The sequence below is a fragment of the Streptomyces sp. NPDC006332 genome, from assembly GCF_040612855.1.
In the GTDB taxonomy this organism is placed as follows: domain Bacteria; phylum Actinomycetota; class Actinomycetes; order Streptomycetales; family Streptomycetaceae; genus Streptomyces.
Window position 1 is genome coordinate 44,572 of the sequence record NZ_JBEXRA010000023.1, and the last position, 20,017, is coordinate 64,588.

Below are 20,017 nucleotides of genomic sequence, written 5' to 3' on the forward strand. Positions count from 1 at the left end.
CCGTCAAACCGCCGACGCGCACGCCCGTCAGCCCGGTACCGCCCAGCCCGCAGGGGTCGGCAGGGATCCTGCCGAGGTGCTGCCCCTGCGCGGCCGGGCGGGTCGGCGGTGGTCATTAGCTGGGGTTGTCGGCGTGCGTGAGGGTCGTCCAGGCGTTGAAGTAGTTGTCCGTGCCGGAGGGCCGGTGTTCCTCGGTGTACTTCTGGGTGTTGGACATGCTGTTCCCGAGACGGTTCTGGAGGGCGTTGAACCCGACCTCCGTGACCTGGTCGAGGCCCTTGTTGACCGAGCCGCCGCACAACCAGGAAGGTACGGCGGTGCCGTTCTCGTAGGAGGTGTGGAAGCCCAGCGCGTAGCGCAGCCGGTCCTGGATCCTCGGATAGAGGTCCTGGCCCTGGATGCGGCTGGTCTCCGCGATGTCGGCTATGGAAGCGATGCCCCAGCCGGTGTGCCCGAAGTCCCGGCAGGTCTCCTGCGAGAGGCCGTTGGCGAAGGTGCTCTGGCCCTGCCAGTACTTGATGATCTCGGCGCTGGTGTCGATGCTGCTGCCCGCCGGCGGCTTCGGAAGGGCGCCGTCACTGGTCAGGTAGATGTACGCGGGAACCCGGGCGAGGTAGGTGCTGACCGCCTTGTCGTAGCTGGCGCGGTCCTCGATGAAGACCGAGATACCGATCGCCGCCTCGGTCATGACCAGTTCCCAGTTGCCGTTCTTGGTCGCTGCGCCGTTGATCACCTCGGGCAGGTAGACGGTGCGAAGCATGGTCGCGAAGCGGCCCGCGCCCGGCCAGCCGGAGCCGTAGGTGTACTTGATGATCTCGGCGGCGCGCGGCCAGGTCGATCCGGCCCAGCCGGTCTGCAGCGGGGCGTTGCTGTTGGTGTGATCGGTGATGGTCGCGGACCAGGCGTCCATGATCTCGATCGACTTCTGGGCGTACCTGGCGTCCCTGGTGAAGTACCACGCGAGCGCTTGGGTGTAGGCCGCGATGGCGTCCTGACGCTCGTCGGTGCAGCCGCGGTTGGGGTTGGACGACGACCCGCACTCCACGACGGCCCGCGGCTTGGCGGTACGCGACAGTGAAGCGTAGGAGCTGGCCATCATGCTGTCGTACGCGGCCTTCCATGGCTGTTGGCCGGCCTGCGCCTTTGACCGGGCGTAGTCGAGTTGGGCACGGCTCACGAGCACGCCGGGGTGGGTGAAGGTTGTCGGTGCGGCCGTTGCCCGTGGGGCCGGGCCGGTGAGCTGAAGGCTCAGCAGGCCGGCCAGTAGGGCGAGAACACTCAGCAGGGCGGTTCTGGTTCGTGTCATCCGATGACCTCTTCTGTTCACGAATGAGAACACAGTTCCGAATGAAGAAAGATTGGCCTGGACCATAAGGAAGGATTGTGTACATGTCAATAGACAGCTTTGGCCGGTCCACGGAGAACCGGCCCAGCCACTTCCTGCCCGGCCGGGCTGGGAGCCCGTCAGTGCGCTGTTCGAGGCGTGGGCGGCCGTACAGGGCCCCAACCCGATGGGAGCCGGCACGCGAAGGCCATCCGCCTTTGATGGCTCTGGTGGCTGACCCTGCACCCCTCGGACGGGAGCGCGCCCCTGGGCCTCTTCAAAGACCGCATCCTGCGCATCTACGGGGATACGGCCCGTCTCCGTTGCCGATCGGCCGATAAAGGCGCGTGCCTGTCCAGGCCTGCACTGTTACGGTGCCGCATCGTGAGTACGGACATCCACGGCGGCATCGAGTTTCGGCATCCCGGCGTCGGCACCGACTACTACGACGGTGAGCCATGGGTGGCCGCCATGGATCTCTGGCCGCTGTACGACGAGACCGACTACGCGGCCTTCGGCTGTCTTTTCGGAGTGCGCAACTACGCGGGCTTTCAACCGCTCGCATCAGACCGCGGCCTTCCCGTCGATCTGTCGAGCGGGATGCGTTCGCAGTTGGGGCCCCGGGTTGCAGCGGGTGACCTGTACGGCGCGACCTGGGTCAGCTGGGCGGAGCTTGCTTCGATGGGTCGCGCGACCGCGCCTGATCACTTCATCGGCCGGCTGACCTGGTGCACGAAATCGCTGCCGTCGACACTGCATCAACAACTCGTTTCCGATTCCTGGCCGTCGGAAGCTCTTTCCGCGGTAGGGGCGCCGCCCGCGGACTTGCGCAGTGCGACGGGACGCGTGGAGTGGACCACCGACGAAGTGATGTGCGCATACGAACCGCTGACCGTTGGCGCCGTCCTGGGACCGGAAACACACTGGCCGCATGTATTCGCCGTGATGAAGGCCCTGGCAGACCGCTTCGGTGATGACGGCGTCCGCCTGGTCGTGGCGTTCGACTGACCACGCAGAGGCTCTCATTTCAGCGGACTCCCGCCATCCGGACTAGGGCCTGTCGTTTGGATCAGGCCGCAGGAAACTGACGGTGCTGGTCGATGCCGGTGAGTGGGGTCATGGGGGTCCCCCCGCGCGAGCGAAGCCGAGCGTGGGGGAGTCGGCAACCGACCACAACGCGGGTGGGGGTCCCTCCCGCTCGAGCGCAGCCGAGAGTGGGGGAGAGCGTGCCAGACCCCGCGTCTGCGGCGTGATCCAAACGACAGCCCCTAGCAACTCGCACGGTGCTGCGGCCGTCGTCGAGACGGCGTACTCCGTCGTAGCGAGCAGCAGTCGAAAATCGGTGGCCACCTGAGCCGGCCGACCTCACGCTGTACGCCATGGAAGAACCGCACCGCGGGATCCGCGCGCTCCACACGGCATCCACGATCACCGTTTACCAGGCCTACGCCCCTGAAATCGGAGTGCCCGCCGTCCGCGACGGCCGTTTCCCCGCCGCGTGGAAGCCTGACCGCATGACGTGGATCAAGCCCAGTTTCATGTGGATGATGTACCGCTCCACCTGGGGCACGAGCACCGGGCAGGAGACCGTCCTTGCCGTCGAGATCACTCGCGACGGCTTCGACTGGGCGCTGCGCCACGCCTGCCTGTCGAGCTACGTTTGCGGCCTGCATCCCGATCGCGGCGCCTGGCAGCGTGAACTCAAGCGCGCACCGGCCCGTGTCCAGTGGGACCCCGAACGCGACCTGCACCTGCGTCCCCTGCCGCACCGCTCGCTGCAACTGGGGCTCTCGGGCGAGGCATCGTCGCGTTACGCGAACGAGTGGATCGTGTCCATCAGAGACGTGACTCCACTGGCCCGAGAAATCCGCACACTTGTCAATCGCGGCGATCTGGACTCCGCGACACAACTGCTTCCCCAGGAACAGCGATACTCCGCCGGTGACGAACTGCTCGCCCACCTGCGGCCCTGACCAGCAACACGCCGGCAGCCGTTCACGGTCATGCCGACAGCATGGTTGAGGTCCATGAAAACGGCTTGATGACCCACGTCATCCTGTCGCGCTTCCAGGCGGCGGGGGAAACGGCCGTCGCGGACGGCGGGCAGGCCGATTTCCGGGGCGTACGCCTGGTAGACGGTGATCGTGGATTCCGAGTGCGCCGCACGGATCCTGCGGTGCGGTTCTTCCATGGTGTACAGCGTGGGAGTCGGCCGGTTCGGGCGGCCACTGATTTTCGAGGGCTCCGCGGGTGAGGCCACCGGCGCGGGCTGGGTCGGCGCGCTCGTGGCGGGTGGCCGGCGGCGGCCCTGGGGCGGGTTGGGCGGGCACGGAATCGCGTGGAACCCTCGCGCGTTGAGGACAGTGGGCGTGGGACGCCGGTGGTGTGCGAGCCGGGCAGCCCGAGTGACCGAGCTGAGAGACATTGGAGGGTCGTGATGGCGGCGCAGACGCAGAGGGCCGTGCTGGCCGGCGGGTGCTTCTGGGGGATGGAGGAGCTGATCCGTCGACTCCCGGGCGTGACGGCGACCCGGGTCGGCTACACCGGGGGTGACGTGCCGAACGCGACGTACCGTAACCACGGGACGCACGCGGAGGCCATCGAGATCCTTTTCGACCCCGCGCAGACGGATTTCCGCGCGCTTCTGGAGTTCTTCTTCCAGATCCACGACCCGAGCACCAAGGACCGCCAGGGCAACGACATCGGCCTCAGCTACCGCTCGGCGATCTACTACGTGGATGACGAGCAGAAGCGCGTCGCCGAGGACACCATCGCGGACGTGGACGCCTCCGGACTGTGGCCCGGGAAGGTCGTCACCGAGGTGGAGCCGGTCGGCCCCTTCTGGGAGGCCGAGCCCGAGCACCAGGACTACCTGCAGCGTTACCCGGACGGCTACACCTGCCACTTCCCGCGCCCCGGATGGCGCCTGCCCGCCCGCGCGGAGGGCTGACCGCGCGGGACGGCTGACGGGACCGCGAGGCGGCAGGGCGGAAGGGCGGCTGGACCCTCAGTGCGGCCGCCCTCAGTGCGGCAGTGTCGCCGGGCTGCCGCCGTTCGCCTCGTAGCCCGCGACCGCCAGCGCCCGGTAGACCGCGAACTCCGCGGCCGGGTCGGCGGACAGGGTCCAGGGGAGGGCGCCGACGTGGCCGTCGATGTGTATGAGCTGGCTCATCGCCTCGGCCCAGCGTTCGGAGCGGACCAGGAAGAAGACCAGGAGATGGCGGACGTGCGCCAGCATCGGGTCGTCCGGGCGGGACGAGTGCACGGCGTGCAGTGCTCCGTGGACCGCCTTCGTGACGACCTCGCTCCGGTAGAAGTTGCTGACCAGGTTCACCTCGGGCAGGTGCTCGAAGACCGCGAAGAGGGGCATGGCGGCCAGCAGTGAGCCCCGGGGAGCACGGGCGGCCGCCGCTTCGGCGAAGCCGTACGCCTGCTCGCGCGAGCCGTGCCACTTCTCGCACCAGTAGTGCAGGGCGGCGAGATGCGCCCCCATGTGGTTCGGCGCGCGGTCCAGGATCTTCAGCCACAGCTGCTCGAACTCCCCCTGGGAATAGCCCAGTCCGCGCGCCACGGACAGTTCGACGATGTACGGGATCGGGTCACCCGGAGCCAGCAGGGCCGCGTCGCCGCACGCGGCCCTGGCCTCCTCCATGATGATCCGGAACTCGTCCGTGCCGGGGGTCGACGTCCGCCACGCCTGCTGGACCAGGAACTCCGCGTGCACCGCAGCGCCGCCCGGGTCCTTGGGCGCCTGCGTCCGCCACACCCGCAGCCACTGACCGCCCGGTGTCTCACTGACCCCGCCGGGCCGCTGCCGCAGCTCCAGGGACGCGGCGCCCGCGAAGGCCTGCACACGCTGCCAGCGCAGTTCGCCCTCCGTCTCGGTGCCCGCCAGGAGCTGGGCGGCCGCGGGGTGGTCCTGGCTGCGCTGCACGACCTCCAGGACGTCCACCAGGTCCTGGTCGGGGCCGGGCATCCGGATGTCGAGCTCCTCCTGCTGCGCGAACCCGTAGTTCGCGGGATCCGCGGCATCGGGGTGACCCGGGTGGACCTGCTCGATCGCGCCGCGCCTGCGCCGCAGGAAGGGAAGCAGCACGAAGCCGAACATGACCAGCGCCATCAGGACCCAGAGAATTTCCATGCCTCAAGGGTTCCAGACGCCTCGGACAATTGGCCACCGCGGTCGGCGGCCTGTGGAAAACCCCAGTCCGCCCGCCCGCGGCGAGGGGCTCCGCCGTCCCGCGGTCCGCCATCAGGTCCGTGGCGCACTACCCTCGGTGCCCATGAGCGACAGCCACACCAGTCAGCACTTCGAGACCCTCGCGATCCACGCGGGCAACACCGCGGATCCCCTCACCGGCGCGGTCGTCCCGCCGATCTACCAGGTCTCGACCTACAAGCAGGACGGCGTCGGCGGTCTGCGCGGCGGCTACGAGTACAGCCGCAGCGCGAACCCGACGCGCACCGCCCTGGAGGAGAACCTCGCCGCCCTGGAGGGCGGGCGCCGAGGCCTCGCGTTCGCGTCCGGGCTGGCGGCCGAGGACTGCCTGCTGCGTACGCTCCTCAACCCCGGTGATCACGTGGTCATCCCCAACGACGCGTACGGCGGCACGTTCCGTCTGTTCGCGAAGGTCGTCTCCCGGTGGGGCGTGGAGTGGTCCGTCGCCGACTCCGCCGATCCGGCCGCCGTACGGGCCGCGATCACCCCGAAGACGAAGGCCGTGTGGGTGGAGACCCCCTCCAACCCGCTGCTCGGCATCACCGACATCGCCGCCGTCGCGCAGGTCGCGCACGACGCGGGCGCCCGGCTGGTCGTCGACAACACCTTCGCCACGCCGTACCTGCAGCAGCCGCTGTCGCTCGGCGCGGACGTCGTCGTGCACTCCCTGACCAAGTACATGGGCGGCCACTCGGACGTCGTCGGCGGCGCCCTGATCGTCAGTGACCCGGAGCTCGGGGAGGAACTGGCGTACCACCAGAACTCGATGGGCGCGGTCGCCGGGCCCTTCGACTCCTGGCTGGTGCTGCGCGGCACGAAGACGCTGTCGGTACGGATGGACCGGCACAGCGAGAACGCCACGAAGGTCGCCGACATGCTGACCCGGCACGCGCGCGTGTCGAAGGTCCTCTACCCGGGCCTTCCGGAGCACCCTGGCCACGAGGTCGCCGCCAAGCAGATGCGTGCGTTCGGCGGCATGGTCTCCTTCCAGGTCGAGGGCGGCGAGGAGGCGGCCGTCGAGGTCTGCAACCGCGCCAAGGTGTTCACCCTCGGCGAGTCCCTGGGCGGCGTCGAGTCGCTGATCGAGCACCCCGGACGCATGACGCACGCGTCCGCGGCCGGTTCGGCCCTGGAGGTGCCCGCCGATCTCGTACGCCTGTCCGTGGGCATCGAGAACGTCGAGGACCTCCTGGAGGACCTGCGTCAGGCGCTTGGCTAGAGAGCCGCGTGCCGCGTGCCGTGCGTCGCGGTGCTCACCAGCCCGTGAGGGGTGGGGTCGTCTCGGAGGGCGGCTCCACCCAGGGCTGGACCGTGAGCGCCCACACGACGAACGCCACGGTCCCGGCGAGCAGCAGCAGCCACAGCAGACGGCGGGCGGCCCTCCGGCGGCGCAGCATCCGCCCGCCGCGCCGCAGGACGTCCGCGTACAGCTCCGGTGACACCTGCGCCGTCGGCCCCTCCAGCATCTGCCGCACGGCCGACTCCCGCCTCGGCTGGTTCACGACGGGACCACCTTCGCGCCGACCGTCCTGGCGGCCGGGGCCCGGGGTGGGTGGAGGAGGGTCGTGATCGCGCGGTCGCAGATCGCGCGGACGCGTTCCCGGGAGAGCCCGAGCAGCGCCGCCACCTGTTCCTCGGCGACCCCCTCGTACAGGCGCAGGACCAGGATCAGGCGTTCCTGCGGGCTGAGCCGGGCCAGTGCGCCGGGGCGGAGCGGACGGGGCCGGCCGAGGGCGCGGTGGTGGTGCCATGCCCCGTGGGCGAACCGGGCGGCCAGGTACTGGCGCGCGCGGTCGTAGGGGTCGTCGCCGCGCGAGGTGTCCCAGCACGCGTACGTATGGGCGAGGGCCGATGTCAGAAGGCGCCGCGCGTGTGGGTTGTCGCGCGGGTCCTCCGCCGTGAGGAGCGTGGCGGCGCGCAGCAGCCGCCCCGCCGCGCCCGAGACGAACGCTTCGAACTCCCGGGCCCGGCGGGCGTCCTGAGCCGCATGCCGTTCTCGCACCGCACCTCCCGCGCCTGAGGGAGAATCCTGTCGAGGTCCGGGACTCGGTCGCGTACGGACATCGCGTGGGCGGCACATGGCGTGCGGACCACGCGACCGCGTACGACTGAGGTCCCCGTCTCATCTGAGGGCAGGCCCGGCCTGTCGGTCAAGAGCCGCGCACGGCCGAGCACGACCGAGACCCAGGAACGGAGCCGGGGAGCCCGGGAACGGAGCCCGTGACCGGAGCGCGGGACCCGAGTCGGCACCCAAGCCCGGGCGCGCCCGTCACGCGCCCGTGAGGGACGTTCAGGAGGCCGACGGCGGCTCCGCACCCGGTACGCCCGGTACCCCCTGGGCGGCCATCCGGGAGGACAGCGCGCTGTTGAAGCGCGTCAGGAGCGTGCAGAACGCCACGCGCTCCTCCGGCGCCCAGTCGTGTGTCAGCTCGGCCATCAACTGACGCCTCGACGAGCGCACTTCGTCCAGACGCGATTGGCCGCGCGGCGACAACTGGAGCACCACCGCACGTCCGTCCTCGGGGTGCGAGGTCCGCTTGACGAGTCCGGTGTCGACGAGCGGCGCCACCTGGCGGGTGACCGTCGACGAGTCGATGCCCATGCTCGCGGCGAGCGCCTTGACGCCCATCGGGCCTTCCTTGTCGAGCCGGTTGAGCAGCAGGTACGCGGCCCGGTCCATGGAGTTGCGCACCTGCCCCACCCCGCCGAGCCGGGTCTGTTCGGCACGGCGGGCGAACACCGCCACCTCGTGCTGCAGCGTGTCGAGGAGACCGGTGTCACCGAGTGTCGTCATGTCCATCGACATTTCAGGTGTTGTGGGCATGGCCGGAGGCTCACTTCATGAAAGGGGTGCTGGGTTGGGGGACAGGGTACGCGGCCGGGGGGCGGGCCGTACCGACGGTGGGGAAACCGGTCTCGGAGGTTGGTCACAGCGGCTCCTCGCGGGTGTGAACTGCGAGACTGAGGTCATGAACTACCGCGAGGCCCAGTCCGTGTCGCCGGTCACGCTCGATGACGTGCGCGGAGCCCAGAAGATGCTCTCGGGCGTGTCGCGGGTGACCGCGGTGGAGGGCAGCCGGCACCTGACCCAGCTGGTGGGGGCACCGGTCCACTTCAAGTGCGAGAACCTCCAGCGGACGGGCTCCTTCAAGCTGCGCGGCGCCTACGTCCGTATCGCCGGGCTGCTGCCCGAGGAGCGGGCGGCCGGTGTGGTCGCCGCCAGCGCCGGCAACCACGCGCAGGGCGTGGCCCTCGCGTCCTCGCTGCTCGGGGTGGGTTCCACGGTGTTCATGCCGAAGGGCGCCCCGCTGCCGAAGATCAGCGCCACGAAGGAGTATGGCGCTCAGGTACGGCTGCACGGCCAGGTCGTCGACGAGACGCTGGCAGCGGCGCGGGAGTACGCGCACGAGACCGGCGCGGTGTTCATCCACCCCTTCGACCATCCCGACATCATCGCAGGTCAGGGCACGGTCGGCCTGGAGATCCTGGAGCAGTGCCCGCAGGTGCGCACCATCGTCGTCGGCATCGGCGGCGGAGGTCTCGCGGCCGGCGTCGCGATCGCGGTGAAGGCACTGAGGCCGGACGTGCGGATCGTGGGCGTGCAGGCGGCGGGCGCGGCCGCGTACCCGCCCTCGCTGGCGGCCGGACGCCCGGTCTCCATCGAGAACCCCGCGACGATGGCCGACGGCATGAAGGTCGGACGGCCGGGCGACGTGCCGTTCGGCATCATCGGCGAGCTGGTCGACGAGGTCCGCACGGTGACGGAGGACGAGCTGTCCGCCGCGCTGCTGCTGTGCCTGGAACGGGCCAAGCTGGTGGTCGAGCCGGCCGGCGCGAGCCCGGTCGCGGCCCTGCTGAGCGACCCGGGTTCCTTCGAGGGACCGGTGGTGGCGCTGCTGTCCGGCGGCAACGTGGATCCGCTGCTGCTCCAGCGCATCCTGCGGCACGGCATGTCCGCGCAGGGCCGCTACCTGGCCGTACGCCTCAGGCTGACGGACCGGCCGGGCGCACTCGCGACACTTCTGGGTGTGTTGTCAGTGGTGGACGCTAATGTCCTCGATGTGAGCCACGTACGGACCGACCCACGGCTCGGGCTCACGGAGGCGGAGGTCGAGCTGCACCTGGAGACGAAGGGGCCGGCGCACTGCGTGGAAGTCGGCCGAGCCCTCCGCGAGGCGGGTTACACGGTCATCGACTGAGGCCTTTCGCGCCGCAGAACCCCAGCTCAGGGCCCTTAGAGACGCGATATATCGCGTTATGGTGTGTGTCGTGGTATCGCTCACTCGCCCACTGGGGCGGAAGAACAGGCATGAATCACGGCACGAATCACGGCATGAAACACAGCTTTCCCAAGAATCCCCGAAGACGTGGAGACTCATATGCCAGGCGCCATCTATGCCGAAGGTCTGGTCAAGACCTTCGGTGACGTAAAGGCTCTGGACGGCGTCGACCTCGATGTCCCCGAGGGCACGGTCCTCGGCCTGCTCGGACCGAACGGCGCGGGCAAGACGACCGCGGTCCGCTGCCTGACGACCCTGCTGCGCCCCGACAGCGGAAAGGCCGTCGTCGCCGGCCTCGACGTGCTCAAGCAACCCAACGAGGTACGGCGCTCGATCGGCCTGTCCGGTCAGTTCGCCGCCGTCGACGAATACCTGACCGGCCGCGAGAACCTCCAGATGGTCGGCCAGCTCTACCAGATGAAGGCCAGGGCCGCGAAGGTCCGGGCCGGTGAGCTGCTCGACCAGTTCCACCTCGCGGACGCCGCCGACCGGCCCGCGAAGACCTACTCCGGCGGTATGCGCCGCCGACTCGACCTGGCCGCCGCCCTGGTCGTCTCACCACCGGTGATGTTCATGGACGAACCGACGACCGGTCTCGACCCGCGCAACCGGCAGCAGCTGTGGGAGGTCATCAAACAGCTGGTCTCCGGCGGTACGACGCTGCTGCTGACCACCCAGTACCTCGAGGAGGCCGACCACCTCGCGCACGACATCGCCGTGGTCGACCACGGCCACGTCATCGCGCGCGGCACCTCCGACCAGCTCAAGGCCCGCACCGGCGGCGAGCGGGTGGAAGTGGTGGTGCACGAACGCGAGCACATCGCGATCGCCCGGGAGGTGCTGGTCGGCTTCGGCAAGGGCGAGGCCACCGTCGAGGACCACATGCGCAGGATCACCGTGCCGGTCTCCGGCGGTGCCAAGCTCCTCGCCGAGGTCATCCGGGAACTCGACGTCCGAGGCATCGAGATAGACGACATCGGCCTGCGCCGCCCCACCCTGGACGACGTCTTCCTGTCCCTGACCGGCCATGTGGCCGAGGCCGGGTCCGAGGACAAGGGTGCGACGGCGGACACCAAGCAGCAGAAGGAGGCCTCCGAGTGAGCGCCGTGACCGATGCCGCACGGATCGCGGCACCCTCCAACCCCTTCGGCCAGTCGGTGCGCGACTCCCTGGTCGTGGCCAAGCGCAACCTGATCCGGATGTCCCGGATCCCGGAGATGGTGATCTTCGGACTCATCCAGCCGATCATGTTCGTGGTGCTGTTCAGCTACGTGTTCGGCGGCTCCATGCAGGTCGGCGGCAGCACCAGTCCAGCCGACTACAAGAACTTCCTGATGGCGGGCATCTTCGCGCAGACCGTCACCTTCGCCACCGCGGGCGCGGGCGCCGGAATCGCCGACGACATGCACAAGGGCCTGATCGACCGCTTCCGCTCGCTGCCCATGGCGCGCGGCGCGGTCCTGACCGGGCGCACCCTCGCCGACCTGGTGCAGACGGCGCTGACGCTCCTGGTCCTCGCCGTGGTCGCCCTCCTGGTCGGCTGGCGGGTGGGGTCGTTCGGCGACACCAACGCCGGCAAGGTCCTCGGCGCCTTCGGACTGCTGCTCCTGCTCGGCTATGCCTTCACCTGGATCGGGGCCCTGATCGGCCTGTCCGTGCGGACACCCGAGGCGGCCACGTCCGGCGGGCTGATCTGGCTCTTCCCGGTGACGTTCATCTCGAGCGCCTTCGTGGACACGTCCAACATGACGCCCTGGCTGCGCCACATCGCCGAGTGGAACCCCTTCAGCGCCACGGTCCAGGCCTGCCGCGTCCTGTTCGCCAACCCGGGGCAGTCGCAGTCCGACGCCTGGCCCATGCAGCACCCGGTCTGGGCCTCGTTGATCTACTCGGTCCTGATCGTCCTGGTGTTCAGGACGCTGGCCGTCCGCAAGTACAGATCCGCGACCGCATGACAATGCCCCCGGCGTCAGCGAGACGCCGGGGGTAGGTCGCAACCGGGGCGGTCGTGCTCAGCCGCTGTACGGCTCGGCCTTCAGGATCTTCACCGAGGCCTTCTTGCCGTTGGGCAGTTCGTAGTCCGCGTCCTCGCCGACCTTGTGGCCGATCACGCCGGAGCCCAGCGGGGACTGCGGCGAGTAGGTCTCGATGTCGGAACTGGCGTACTCACGCGAGGCGAGCAGGAAGGTGAGCGTGTCGTCCTCGTCGCCGTCGAACGCGATCGTCACCACCATGCCGGGCGCCACCGTGCCGTCGGTGGACGTAGGTGCCTCGCCGACCTTCGCGTTCTCCAGGAGCTGGGTCAGCTGGCGCACACGGAGCTCCTGCTTGCCCTGCTCCTCCTTGGCAGCGTGGTACCCGCCGTTCTCGCGCAGGTCGCCCTCCTCGCGCGCGGCCGCGATCTTGGCGGCGATCTCCGTGCGCGCGGGACCAGACAGGTGCTCCAGCTCGGCCCTGAGCTGGTTGTACGCCTCCTGGGTCAGCCAGGTGACGTTCTCGCTGGTCTGGGTCACAGGTGCTCCTCGTAGGTACTGGGAATACAAAGCATCGCCCTACCCAGAAGAATGTTCCTTCATGGAAGGGCGAAACCACGAGCCTAACAATTCAAGGGCGCCAGGGGGAGGACATAAGCCATCAGAATCACATCGGGGCAGGTCATCGCCCGCGTATTGGCGGGGCCGTCAGTCGGCGTGACAGCCCAGGAGCTCGGCCGTGGTGCCCGGAGACGTCGTGCGCAGCGAGACCACCTTGTCGATGCGGGTGGCGTCCCCGGTGAAGCGGAAGTCGGCGCGGCCCACCACGGCGCCGTCCGCCGCCTGGGAGCGCAGGGTGCAGTAGCCGCTCGCGCCGGCGTCCTTGCGGACCTCCAGATGGACCTGGACCGCGGTCTTGCCCGGCTCGAACGTGATCACCTCGGCGCTGATCTTGTTCTGGGCGACGTAGTGGTACGCGAAGTAGCCGACGAGGGCGAGCAGCAGGGCCGCGAGGACGGCTCCGGCGATCTTGAGTTTGTGGTCGGCGCGCTCGTCCGAGGAGTGGCCGTAGCGGCCCTCGGGCAGTCGCGTGCTCGCCGTACTCATGATCATCCTCTCGGCAAGGCCGGGCCCCGGAATTATTGGTCCCCGGATTCGGTCACTATAGAAGCCTCCCGCCCGCCGCCCGACTGCCACCCCTCAACGACGTTCCTGCGGGACGGCACCTATCGAATTGCACCCGTTCACACCGGGCGCCGACTTACGAGGATTGAGTCTTGACTGATCAGTTGCGACTGATGGCCGTACACGCCCACCCCGACGACGAGTCGAGCAAGGGCGCGGCCACCATGGCGAAGTACGTGTCCGAGGGGGTGGACGTGCTGGTCGTGACCTGCACGGGCGGGGAGCGCGGGTCCATCCTCAACCCGAAGCTGCAGGGTGACGCGTACATCGAGGAGCACATCCACGAGGTACGCAAGAAGGAGATGGACGAAGCCCGCGAGATCCTGGGCGTCAAGCAGGAGTGGCTCGGCTTCGTCGACTCCGGCCTGCCCGAGGGCGACCCGCTGCCGCCCCTGCCGGAGGGCTGCTTCGCCCTGGAGGACGTCGATGTGGCGGCCGGGGAGCTGGTGAGGAAGATCCGCTCGTTCCGCCCGCAGGTGATCACCACCTACGACGAGAACGGCGGCTACCCGCACCCCGACCACATCATGACCCACAAGATCTCGATGGTGGCGTTCGAGGGCGCGGCGGACACCGAGAAGTACCCGGAGGCGGAGTTCGGACCGGCGTACCAGCCGCAGAAGCTCTACTACAACCAGGGCTTCAACCGCCCCCGTACCGAGGCGCTGCACCAGGCGCTGCTCGACCGCGGCCTGGAGTCGCCGTACGGGGAATGGCTGGAGCGCTGGAAGGAGATCCAGCGCGCCGAGCGCACGCTCACCACGCACGTCCCGTGCGCCGACTTCTTCGAGATCCGCGACAAGGCCCTGATCGCGCACGCCACGCAGATCGATCCCGACGGCGGCTGGTTCCGCGTCCCGATGGAGATCCAGAAGGAGGTCTGGCCGACCGAGGAGTACGAGCTCGCGAAGTCCCTCGTCGACAGCTCCCTCCCCGAGGACGACCTCTTTGCGGGCATCCGCGACAATGCTTGACATGAGCGCTAGCGCAAGCCTGGCAATGACGCACCTCGCCACCCTCGCCAAGGAGGTGGACGAGGACAAGGTGACCCCCGGCGTCCTCGGCTTCATCGTCTTCGCGGTGATGGCCCTGGCGGTGTGGGGCCTGATGAGGTCGATGAGCCGCCACATGAACAAGGTCGACTTCAAGGAGTCCCCGGACGCGAAGGCACAGCCGGAGGACGCCCCGGCCGGACCCAGGGCCAAGCAGGGCTGACCCGCTGCCCCCTGCCTCTCTGCGTCGAACCGCCCGCCGCGGCTTCCTCACCGCCGGGATCGGCGAGGGGGAGCGGCGGGGGCGGTGCGGAGCGCGTGTGAGTACGGGTGTGGACGCGGGCAGCGGCACCCCGCCGCCCACGAAGACCGGCGGCGGCGTGGCTTCTACCGCGCCGCGGCCACCGTCACCCCCATGACCTCCCGCGCGTGCCGACCCGGCACCATGCCGAGCTGCCAGGCCTGCCAGCCTGCCTCCAGGTTGATGCCACGCTCCAGGAGCAGCTGGTACGCCTGGATGTAGTCGTCCAGTTTCTCGTCGCGGGCCGGGTGGGAGGATCGGGACAGCTGGGTGAGTTCCTCCTGCGCGACCGCCGTGCCGATCTCCACGCCGCCCGGCGCGGCGTAGGGGAGCAGGGTGCAGCGCAGGAAGCGGGCCCAGTCCTCGCCGCGGCGGTCGCCGTAGGAGGTGAACAGACCCACGGCCTCGTCGCAGAGGGCCAGTGCCTGCTGGGTGCGTGCGTTGCCCGCGTCCACCACCACCAGTTCCAGACACGTCCACGCCTCGCCGTGCGCGACGCCGATCCGCTGGAAGTCGGCGCGGGCGTCCACCAGCAGCTGGCGGGCGAAGCCCGAGTTGCGCAGCGACCCCGTCTGCGCGGCGCGCTGGTCGCGGGTGGCCCGGGCCGAGTGATGGCGGGCGCAGGCCAAGCCGTAGACGTCGCGCATACGGGAGAACATCGTGCGGGAGCGTTCCAACTCGCGGACCGCCTGGTCGAGGTCGCCCGTCTCCTCCAGGGCCTGGCCCAGGTAGTACACCGTCCAGGCCTCACCCCGCGCGTCCTCGTTGTCGCGGTGCCGGACGGCGGCCTGGCGTAGGGCGTCCAGGGCGGTCGTGGCATCGCCGTCGACCAGCCGGGCCCGCGCCAGCTGAGTCAGGGCCCACGCCTCGCCACGGGCGTCGCGGGTGCGGCCGTACAGATCGAGGGCGGTGCGCAGTTCCCGTTCCGCGCGCGGCACGTCGCCCATCCTCAGGCCCAGCTGGCCGAGCTGGAAGTGGGCCCAGGCCTCGCCGTGCACGGACTCGCCGGCCCGGTGCAGGACCAGGGACTCGGTGAGCAGGTCCAGGGCCTCCGCGAGCCTCGCCCGGTCCCGTTCCACCGCCGCCAGCGCGTGCATCGTCCAGGCGCGGTCGGTGCCCAGTTCGGGGGCGGCCTGGAGGTCCAGTGCCTCGCGCAGCCGCGCCGCGGCCTCGGTCAGGTTGCCCTGGTGGTGGAGGGTGATGCCGAGCGAGCACAGGGCGCGGGCGGCGCCCGCGTCGTGGTTGGCCTCCATGTACAGGTCCACCACCGACGTCAGGGTCGTGCGCGCCTTGTCCAGCTCGCCGAGCTGCCGCGCCGCGATACCCGTGCGCCACTGCACCGAGCGGACCAGCAGCCCCTGGTCCACCGCCTGCGCCAGCTCGCTGATCTCACCCAGGCGGTAGAGGTCGCCGCGCAGCAGGCAGTAGTCGCACAGGGCGCCCAGGAGATTGAGCACGGCCGCCTGGTTGACGCCCTCCGCGTGCCGCAGCGCCGCCGTGATGAAGCTCGACTCGTCGTCCAGCCAGCGCAGCGCGTCGTCCAGGGAGTGGAAGCCGTGCGGGCTGAAGCGGTCCGAGCGGGTCGACATGTTGCCGTCGACCAGACGCAGCACCGAGTCCGCGAGGTCGGCGTAGTTCACGATCAGCCGTTCCTGCGCCGCCGTACGTTCGGCGGGTTCCTCCTCGTCGAGGAGGCGGGCCTGCGCGAAGGTCCGTACCACGTCGTGCAGGCGGTAGCGGTTGCCGCGGACATGGTCGATCAGGCCCGCCCGGGCCAGTGCCTCCAGATGCCTGTTCGCCTCCGTCTCGCCCGTGGCCAGCAACGCGGCGGCCGCGGCGGCGCCGAGCGAGGCGCGGCCCGCCAGGGCGAGCCGGCGCAGCAGCCGGCGCGCCGTGTCGGACTGGTCGGTGTAGCGCAGCCACAGGACCCGCTCGGCGGGTTCGACCGGTCCGTACGCGGCCAGGTCGGTGGCGAGTTGGCGGGGTGAGCGCGGCCCCAGCGACGAGCCCGCGACGCGCAGCGCCAACGGCAGACCACCGCACAGTTCTCTGATCCGGTCGGTGGACTCGGCGTCGTAGGGCCCGGTGTCGTCCTGCGCGGCCGCGCTCAGCAGTTCCTCCGCGCCGGGCGCGTCCAGGGTCTGAACGGGCAGCCGGTGCACCCGGGCGGCGAGGTCGGCGGGCAGGTCGAGGGGTTCGCGGGCGGTGACCAGGACCAGGCTGTCGGAGCGTTCGGGCACGAGCGTGCGGACCTGCTCGGGGTCACAGGCGTCGTCCAGGACGATGGTGACCGGCAGCCCGCTCAGATGCTGGTGGTACAGCTCACTCAGCCGTCTGACCTGCTGGTCGGCGGAGGAACGCTCTCTGAACAGCAGTTGCTCACGGGGTGCGCCGAGCCGGTTCAGCAGGTGCAGCAGCGCGTCCCGGGTGGACAGTGGCTGCTCCTGCGGGCTGCCGCCGCGCAGGTCCACCACGCAGGCGCCGCGGAAGTAGTCCTTCAGGTCGTGGGCGGCGCGCACCGCGAGCGTCGTACGGCCGCTGCCGGGCGTCCCGTGCAGCACCACCACCGTCGGCAGCGTCTCGGTGCTCGCCCGGGAGGCCTGCACCCACTGCCGGATCCGTGCCATCTCCTGGCGTCGGCCCGCGAACGGGCCCGCCGGCTCCGGGAGCTGACCGAACGACTGCTGCAGCACGCTGCGTCCGCGGGCCGCCGCGCTCTTGTCCGTGCCCTTCAGCCGCGGGCCCACCTTCTTCGGCCCGGTGGACGCGCTGAGCACCCGCTGCTGGTCCAGGAACGGGCGGATGCCGCGAACCTCCAACGCCGTCAGCCATTGCAACCTCAGCTGCTCGGGGCCGCCGGGCTGCCCCATGGCGCCCGCGCGGTGATGCGCCGCGGGCAGATGGGATCCGGCCACCTTCACCACGGTCGCCGCCGCGCCCAGCACCCCCACGGTGGCCCCGACGCCCAGCGCCGTGCCCGTGCCGGTCCCCAGAGCCAGGTCGGCGACGGTGGCGGTGACCGCCGCGACGCCCGCGACCAGCAACGGAGTTGTGCCGCCCTCGCGTGCGTAGCGCTGTCCGAAGGTGAGCCGGCCGGCCTCCGACTCCTCCAGGGCGCGGGTGTAGGCCTCGTACTCCTCGGCGGCAGTCTGGGCCATGGCGTCCAGCGAGCCACGCGCCCGTGACAGCAGTACGCCGCCGTCGGTACGTCCGCCGGAGCGCCGCACCTCCTCCTCCACGGCCCGCGCCAACAGCCGTTCGGCCTCAGCGCGATGACTGTCCCGCATGTCACGTCCCCCTCCGGCGGCAACGCTTCCGGTCGTTTCTTGGTCAAGTGTGCTGCGGACGGCGCGTCGTTGCGAGGGGGCGGTCGATCTCCGACCGCCTTGCGGCACACGGGGATGGGTGCAGGGGGATGTCCTGCCCATGGTCGTGATCACGGAAACGGAAGAGGACGAGGCGGTTCCGCCGACGCGCGCCCCTCCAAGACTCCAGCCCCCGTCCGGGACACGCCTGCCGACCGACGGGCTGGGTACTGCGGCAGGATGGACCCCATGCCGAACCGACTGGCCCATGAGACCTCCCCCTACCTCCTCCAGCACGCCGACAACCCCGTCGACTGGTGGCCCTGGTCGGACGGTGCCTTCGAGGAGGCCCGGAACCGGAACGTTCCGGTCCTGCTGAGCGTCGGCTACAGCAGCTGTCACTGGTGTCACGTCATGGCCCACGAGTCCTTCGAGGACCAGGACACCGCCGACTACCTCAACGCGCACTTCGTCAGCGTCAAGGTCGACCGCGAGGAGCGTCCCGACGTCGACGCCGTCTACATGGAGGCCGTGCAGGCGGCCACCGGCCAGGGCGGCTGGCCGATGACCGTGTTCCTCACCCCGGACGCCGAGCCCTTCTACTTCGGCACCTACTTCCCGCCCGCCCCGCGCCAGGGCATGCCCTCCTTCCGCCAGGTCCTCCAGGGCGTCCAGCAGGCCTGGTCCGAGCGCCGGGACGAGGTCGCCGAGGTGGCCGGGAAGATCGTGCGGGACCTGGCCGGCCGGGAGATCTCCTACGGCGACAGCCAGGCACCCGGCGAGGAGGAGCTCGCCCAGGCACTGCTCGGGCTGACCCGGGACTACGACCCGCAGCGCGGCGGATTCGGCGGGGCGCCCAAGTTCCCGCCGTCCATGGTCATCGAGTTCCTGCTGCGCCACCACGCCCGGACCGGGGCCGAGGGCGCGCGCCAGATGGCCCGGGACACCTGTGAGCGGATGGCCCGCGGCGGGATCTACGACCAGCTCGGCGGCGGCTTCGCCCGCTACTCCGTCGACCGCGACTGGACCGTGCCGCACTTCGAGAAGATGCTCTACGACAATGCCCTGCTGTGCCGGGCCTACGCCCACCTCTGGCGGTCCACCGCCCACGACCAGGCCTCCGACGAACACCGCGAGCTCGCTCGCCGGGTCGCCCTGGAGACCGCCGACTTCATGGTGCGGGAACTGCGCACCGCCGAGGGCGGGTTCGCGTCCGCGCTGGACGCCGACAGCGACGACGGCACCGGCAAGCATGTCGAGGGCGCCTACTACGTGTGGACGCCCGAGCAGCTCGACGAGGTGCTCGGGGCGGACGCCGAACTCGCCGCGCACTACTTCGGCGTCACCGAGGAGGGCACCTTCGAGGAGGGCGCCTCCGTCCTTCAACTCCCGCGTCAGGACGTCGAGTTCGACGCCGAACGTATCGACTCCGTGAAGCGCAGGCTGCTGGAGGCCCGGTCCCGGCGGCCCGCTCCCGGCCGTGACGACAAGGTCGTCGCCGCCTGGAACGGCCTCGCGATCGCCGCGCTCGCCGAGACGGGCGCCTACTTCGACCGTCCCGACCTGATCGAGGCCGCGCTCGGCGCCGCCGACCTTCTGGTCCGGCTGCACCTGGACGACCACGCCCGTCTCGCCCGCACCAGCAAGGACGGCCAGGCCGGCGCCAACGCGGGGGTGTTGGAGGACTACGCGGACGTCGCCGAGGGCTTCCTCGCGCTCGCCTCCGTGACCGGCGAGGGGGTCTGGCTGGAGTTCGCCGGTTTCCTCCTGGACCACGTCCTGGACCGGTTCGCCGACGAGTCCGGCAGCCTCTACGACACCGCCGCCGACGCCGAGAAGCTGATCCGCCGACCGCAGGACCCCACCGACAACGCCACCCCGTCCGGCTGGAGCGCCGCGGCGGGCGCCCTGCTGAGTTACGCCGCCCACACCGGCTCAGAGCCGCACCGCACCGCCGCCGAGAAGGCGCTCGGCGTCGTCAAGGCCCTCGGCCCGCGCGTCCCCCGCTTCGTGGGCTGGGGGCTCGCCGTCGGTGAGGCTCTGCTGGACGGGCCGCGCGAGGTCGCCGTCGTCGGTCCGGATCTCGACGACGACGCCACAAGGGCCTTGCACCGCACGGCACTTCTGGGTACCGCGCCGGGCGCGGTCGTCGCCCTCGGTAGCGAGGGCAGTGGCGAGTTCCCGTTGCTCGCCGACCGGCCGCTGCGCGACGGTGAACCGACGGCGTACGTCTGCCGTAACTTCACCTGTGACGCCCCGACAACCGATCCGGACCGGCTGAGCACGCAACTGAGCGGCTGACGGTCGCGCATGACGGTGTGTTGAGCGGAGAATATCCGGAACGGAGGGGTTCGTTCAGGCTGCCCAAATGGGCCAGGTATGCGTATACCTCCCAGTAGCCGATATCCCGTTCGGATACACACTCTTTATCGGAACAC

General features: G+C 70.2%; 18 protein-coding genes and 1 pseudogene. 10 read left to right on the top strand and 9 right to left on the bottom strand.

Going from position 1 to position 20,017, the window contains the following annotated elements:
* Positions 1 to 115: 115 nt before the first annotated feature.
* Positions 116 to 1,306: an alginate lyase family protein gene (locus tag ABZ027_RS21595; RefSeq protein WP_356770659.1), complete on the bottom strand. Its 1,191-nt coding sequence runs from the start codon at positions 1,304 to 1,306 to the stop codon at positions 116 to 118.
* A 402-nt stretch (positions 1,307 to 1,708) separates the two neighbouring features.
* Here ABZ027_RS21595 and ABZ027_RS21600 point away from each other — a divergent pair, with 402 nt between their 5' ends.
* Together ABZ027_RS21600 and ABZ027_RS21605 are read left to right on the top strand one after the other, a co-directional pair.
* Positions 1,709 to 2,332, top strand: coding sequence for a hypothetical protein (locus ABZ027_RS21600; RefSeq protein WP_356770661.1), 624 nt, complete (start codon positions 1,709 to 1,711; stop codon positions 2,330 to 2,332).
* A gap of 371 nt (positions 2,333 to 2,703) precedes the next feature.
* Positions 2,704 to 3,297, top strand: a complete 594-nt coding sequence (locus ABZ027_RS21605; RefSeq protein ID WP_356770663.1) for a DUF4291 domain-containing protein — start codon at positions 2,704 to 2,706, stop codon at positions 3,295 to 3,297.
* Positions 3,298 to 3,367: 70 nt separating this feature from the next.
* Here the strand turns inward: ABZ027_RS21605 and ABZ027_RS21610 are convergent.
* Positions 3,368 to 3,515: pseudogene (locus ABZ027_RS21610) on the bottom strand (DUF4291 family protein); the annotation flags it as partial.
* A 246-nt stretch (positions 3,516 to 3,761) separates the two neighbouring features.
* On the opposite strand from ABZ027_RS21610, the gene msrA reads away from it, so the two are divergent.
* A complete protein-coding gene (msrA, locus tag ABZ027_RS21615; protein WP_356770665.1) occupies positions 3,762 to 4,274 on the top strand; it encodes a peptide-methionine (S)-S-oxide reductase MsrA in 513 nt (170 codons plus the stop codon).
* A gap of 72 nt (positions 4,275 to 4,346) precedes the next feature.
* Here the strand turns inward: msrA and ABZ027_RS21620 are convergent, their stop codons facing one another.
* The gene (locus ABZ027_RS21620; protein WP_356770667.1) at positions 4,347 to 5,465 is read right to left on the bottom strand and encodes a hypothetical protein; all 1,119 of its coding nucleotides are present in this window, start codon (positions 5,463 to 5,465) and stop codon (positions 4,347 to 4,349) included.
* A gap of 142 nt (positions 5,466 to 5,607) precedes the next feature.
* On the opposite strand from ABZ027_RS21620, the gene ABZ027_RS21625 reads away from it, so the two are divergent.
* Positions 5,608 to 6,762: a cystathionine gamma-synthase gene (locus tag ABZ027_RS21625; RefSeq protein ID WP_356770669.1), complete on the top strand. Its 1,155-nt coding sequence runs from the start codon at positions 5,608 to 5,610 to the stop codon at positions 6,760 to 6,762.
* 34 nt (positions 6,763 to 6,796) lie between these two features.
* Here the strand turns inward: ABZ027_RS21625 and ABZ027_RS21630 are convergent, their stop codons facing one another.
* The 3 genes from ABZ027_RS21630 to ABZ027_RS21640 form a co-directional block, all read right to left on the bottom strand.
* Complete coding sequence (locus ABZ027_RS21630) at positions 6,797 to 7,045, bottom strand: hypothetical protein (protein ID WP_356770671.1); 249 nt, start codon at positions 7,043 to 7,045, stop codon at positions 6,797 to 6,799.
* Complete coding sequence (locus tag ABZ027_RS21635) at positions 7,042 to 7,545, bottom strand: sigma factor-like helix-turn-helix DNA-binding protein (RefSeq protein WP_356770673.1); 504 nt, start codon at positions 7,543 to 7,545, stop codon at positions 7,042 to 7,044. The genes ABZ027_RS21630 and ABZ027_RS21635 overlap by 4 nt, the downstream gene beginning before the upstream one ends.
* 288 nt (positions 7,546 to 7,833) lie before the next feature.
* Positions 7,834 to 8,349, bottom strand: a complete 516-nt coding sequence (locus tag ABZ027_RS21640) for a MarR family transcriptional regulator (protein WP_356770834.1) — start codon at positions 8,347 to 8,349, stop codon at positions 7,834 to 7,836.
* A gap of 163 nt (positions 8,350 to 8,512) precedes the next feature.
* Here ABZ027_RS21640 and ilvA point away from each other — a divergent pair, with 163 nt between their 5' ends.
* The 3 genes from ilvA to ABZ027_RS21655 all read left to right on the top strand — a co-directional run bounded on the left by ilvA (position 8,513) and on the right by ABZ027_RS21655 (position 11,778).
* On the top strand, positions 8,513 to 9,742 hold the full coding sequence (gene ilvA, locus ABZ027_RS21645; RefSeq protein ID WP_356770675.1) for a threonine ammonia-lyase: 1,230 nt from the start codon (positions 8,513 to 8,515) through the stop codon (positions 9,740 to 9,742).
* Between the two features lie 180 nt (positions 9,743 to 9,922).
* Entirely contained in the window at positions 9,923 to 10,924 is a 1,002-nt protein-coding gene (locus ABZ027_RS21650) for an ATP-binding cassette domain-containing protein (protein WP_356770677.1), read from the top strand.
* Positions 10,921 to 11,778 carry an ABC transporter permease gene (locus ABZ027_RS21655; protein WP_356770679.1) on the top strand — a complete coding sequence of 286 codons (858 nt, stop codon included), beginning with the start codon at positions 10,921 to 10,923 and terminating at the stop codon, positions 11,776 to 11,778. Before ABZ027_RS21650 ends, ABZ027_RS21655 begins: the two co-directional genes overlap by 4 nt.
* A gap of 57 nt (positions 11,779 to 11,835) precedes the next feature.
* On the opposite strand, the gene greA is transcribed toward ABZ027_RS21655, so the two are convergent.
* Together greA and ABZ027_RS21665 are read right to left on the bottom strand one after the other, a co-directional pair.
* Entirely contained in the window at positions 11,836 to 12,336 is a 501-nt protein-coding gene (greA, locus tag ABZ027_RS21660; protein ID WP_356770681.1) for a transcription elongation factor GreA, read from the bottom strand.
* A gap of 168 nt (positions 12,337 to 12,504) precedes the next feature.
* Positions 12,505 to 12,903, bottom strand: coding sequence for a DUF4307 domain-containing protein (locus tag ABZ027_RS21665; protein ID WP_356770683.1), 399 nt, complete (start codon positions 12,901 to 12,903; stop codon positions 12,505 to 12,507).
* Between the two features lie 170 nt (positions 12,904 to 13,073).
* Between ABZ027_RS21665 and mca the strand changes: the two genes are divergently transcribed.
* Together mca and ABZ027_RS21675 are read left to right on the top strand one after the other, a co-directional pair.
* The gene (gene mca, locus ABZ027_RS21670) at positions 13,074 to 13,955 is read left to right on the top strand and encodes a mycothiol conjugate amidase Mca (protein WP_356770685.1); all 882 of its coding nucleotides are present in this window, start codon (positions 13,074 to 13,076) and stop codon (positions 13,953 to 13,955) included.
* Entirely contained in the window at positions 13,948 to 14,196 is a 249-nt protein-coding gene (locus tag ABZ027_RS21675; protein WP_356770687.1) for a hypothetical protein, read from the top strand. Before mca ends, ABZ027_RS21675 begins: the two co-directional genes overlap by 8 nt.
* A gap of 164 nt (positions 14,197 to 14,360) precedes the next feature.
* Here the strand turns inward: ABZ027_RS21675 and ABZ027_RS21680 are convergent, their stop codons facing one another.
* A complete protein-coding gene (locus ABZ027_RS21680) occupies positions 14,361 to 17,561 on the bottom strand; it encodes a tetratricopeptide repeat protein (RefSeq protein WP_356770689.1) in 3,201 nt (1,066 codons plus the stop codon).
* Positions 17,562 to 17,828: 267 nt separating this feature from the next.
* Between ABZ027_RS21680 and ABZ027_RS21685 the strand changes: the two genes are divergently transcribed.
* Positions 17,829 to 19,880 carry a thioredoxin domain-containing protein gene (locus ABZ027_RS21685; RefSeq protein WP_356770691.1) on the top strand — a complete coding sequence of 684 codons (2,052 nt, stop codon included), beginning with the start codon at positions 17,829 to 17,831 and terminating at the stop codon, positions 19,878 to 19,880.
* Positions 19,881 to 20,017: the final 137 nt, after the last annotated feature.

Excerpts from the sequence above, each read along its gene's own strand:
- ABZ027_RS21625 (WP_356770669.1), top strand. The coding sequence starts at position 5,608 with ATGAGCGACAGCCACACCAGTCAGCACTTCGAGACCCTCGCGATCCAC.
- ABZ027_RS21605 (WP_356770663.1), top strand. The coding sequence starts at position 2,704 with ATGGAAGAACCGCACCGCGGGATCCGCGCGCTCCACACGGCATCCACG.
- ABZ027_RS21640 (WP_356770834.1), bottom strand. The coding sequence starts at position 8,349 with ATGTCGATGGACATGACGACACTCGGTGACACCGGTCTCCTCGACACG.
- ilvA (WP_356770675.1), top strand. The coding sequence starts at position 8,513 with ATGAACTACCGCGAGGCCCAGTCCGTGTCGCCGGTCACGCTCGATGAC.
- ABZ027_RS21675 (WP_356770687.1), top strand. The coding sequence starts at position 13,948 with ATGCTTGACATGAGCGCTAGCGCAAGCCTGGCAATGACGCACCTCGCC.
- ABZ027_RS21680 (WP_356770689.1), bottom strand. The coding sequence starts at position 17,561 with ATGCGGGACAGTCATCGCGCTGAGGCCGAACGGCTGTTGGCGCGGGCC.
- msrA (WP_356770665.1), top strand. The coding sequence starts at position 3,762 with ATGGCGGCGCAGACGCAGAGGGCCGTGCTGGCCGGCGGGTGCTTCTGG.
- ABZ027_RS21665 (WP_356770683.1), bottom strand. The coding sequence starts at position 12,903 with ATGAGTACGGCGAGCACGCGACTGCCCGAGGGCCGCTACGGCCACTCC.
- ABZ027_RS21685 (WP_356770691.1), top strand. The coding sequence starts at position 17,829 with ATGCCGAACCGACTGGCCCATGAGACCTCCCCCTACCTCCTCCAGCAC.
- ABZ027_RS21595 (WP_356770659.1), bottom strand. The coding sequence starts at position 1,306 with ATGACACGAACCAGAACCGCCCTGCTGAGTGTTCTCGCCCTACTGGCC.
- ABZ027_RS21620 (WP_356770667.1), bottom strand. The coding sequence starts at position 5,465 with ATGGAAATTCTCTGGGTCCTGATGGCGCTGGTCATGTTCGGCTTCGTG.
- ABZ027_RS21650 (WP_356770677.1), top strand. The coding sequence starts at position 9,923 with ATGCCAGGCGCCATCTATGCCGAAGGTCTGGTCAAGACCTTCGGTGAC.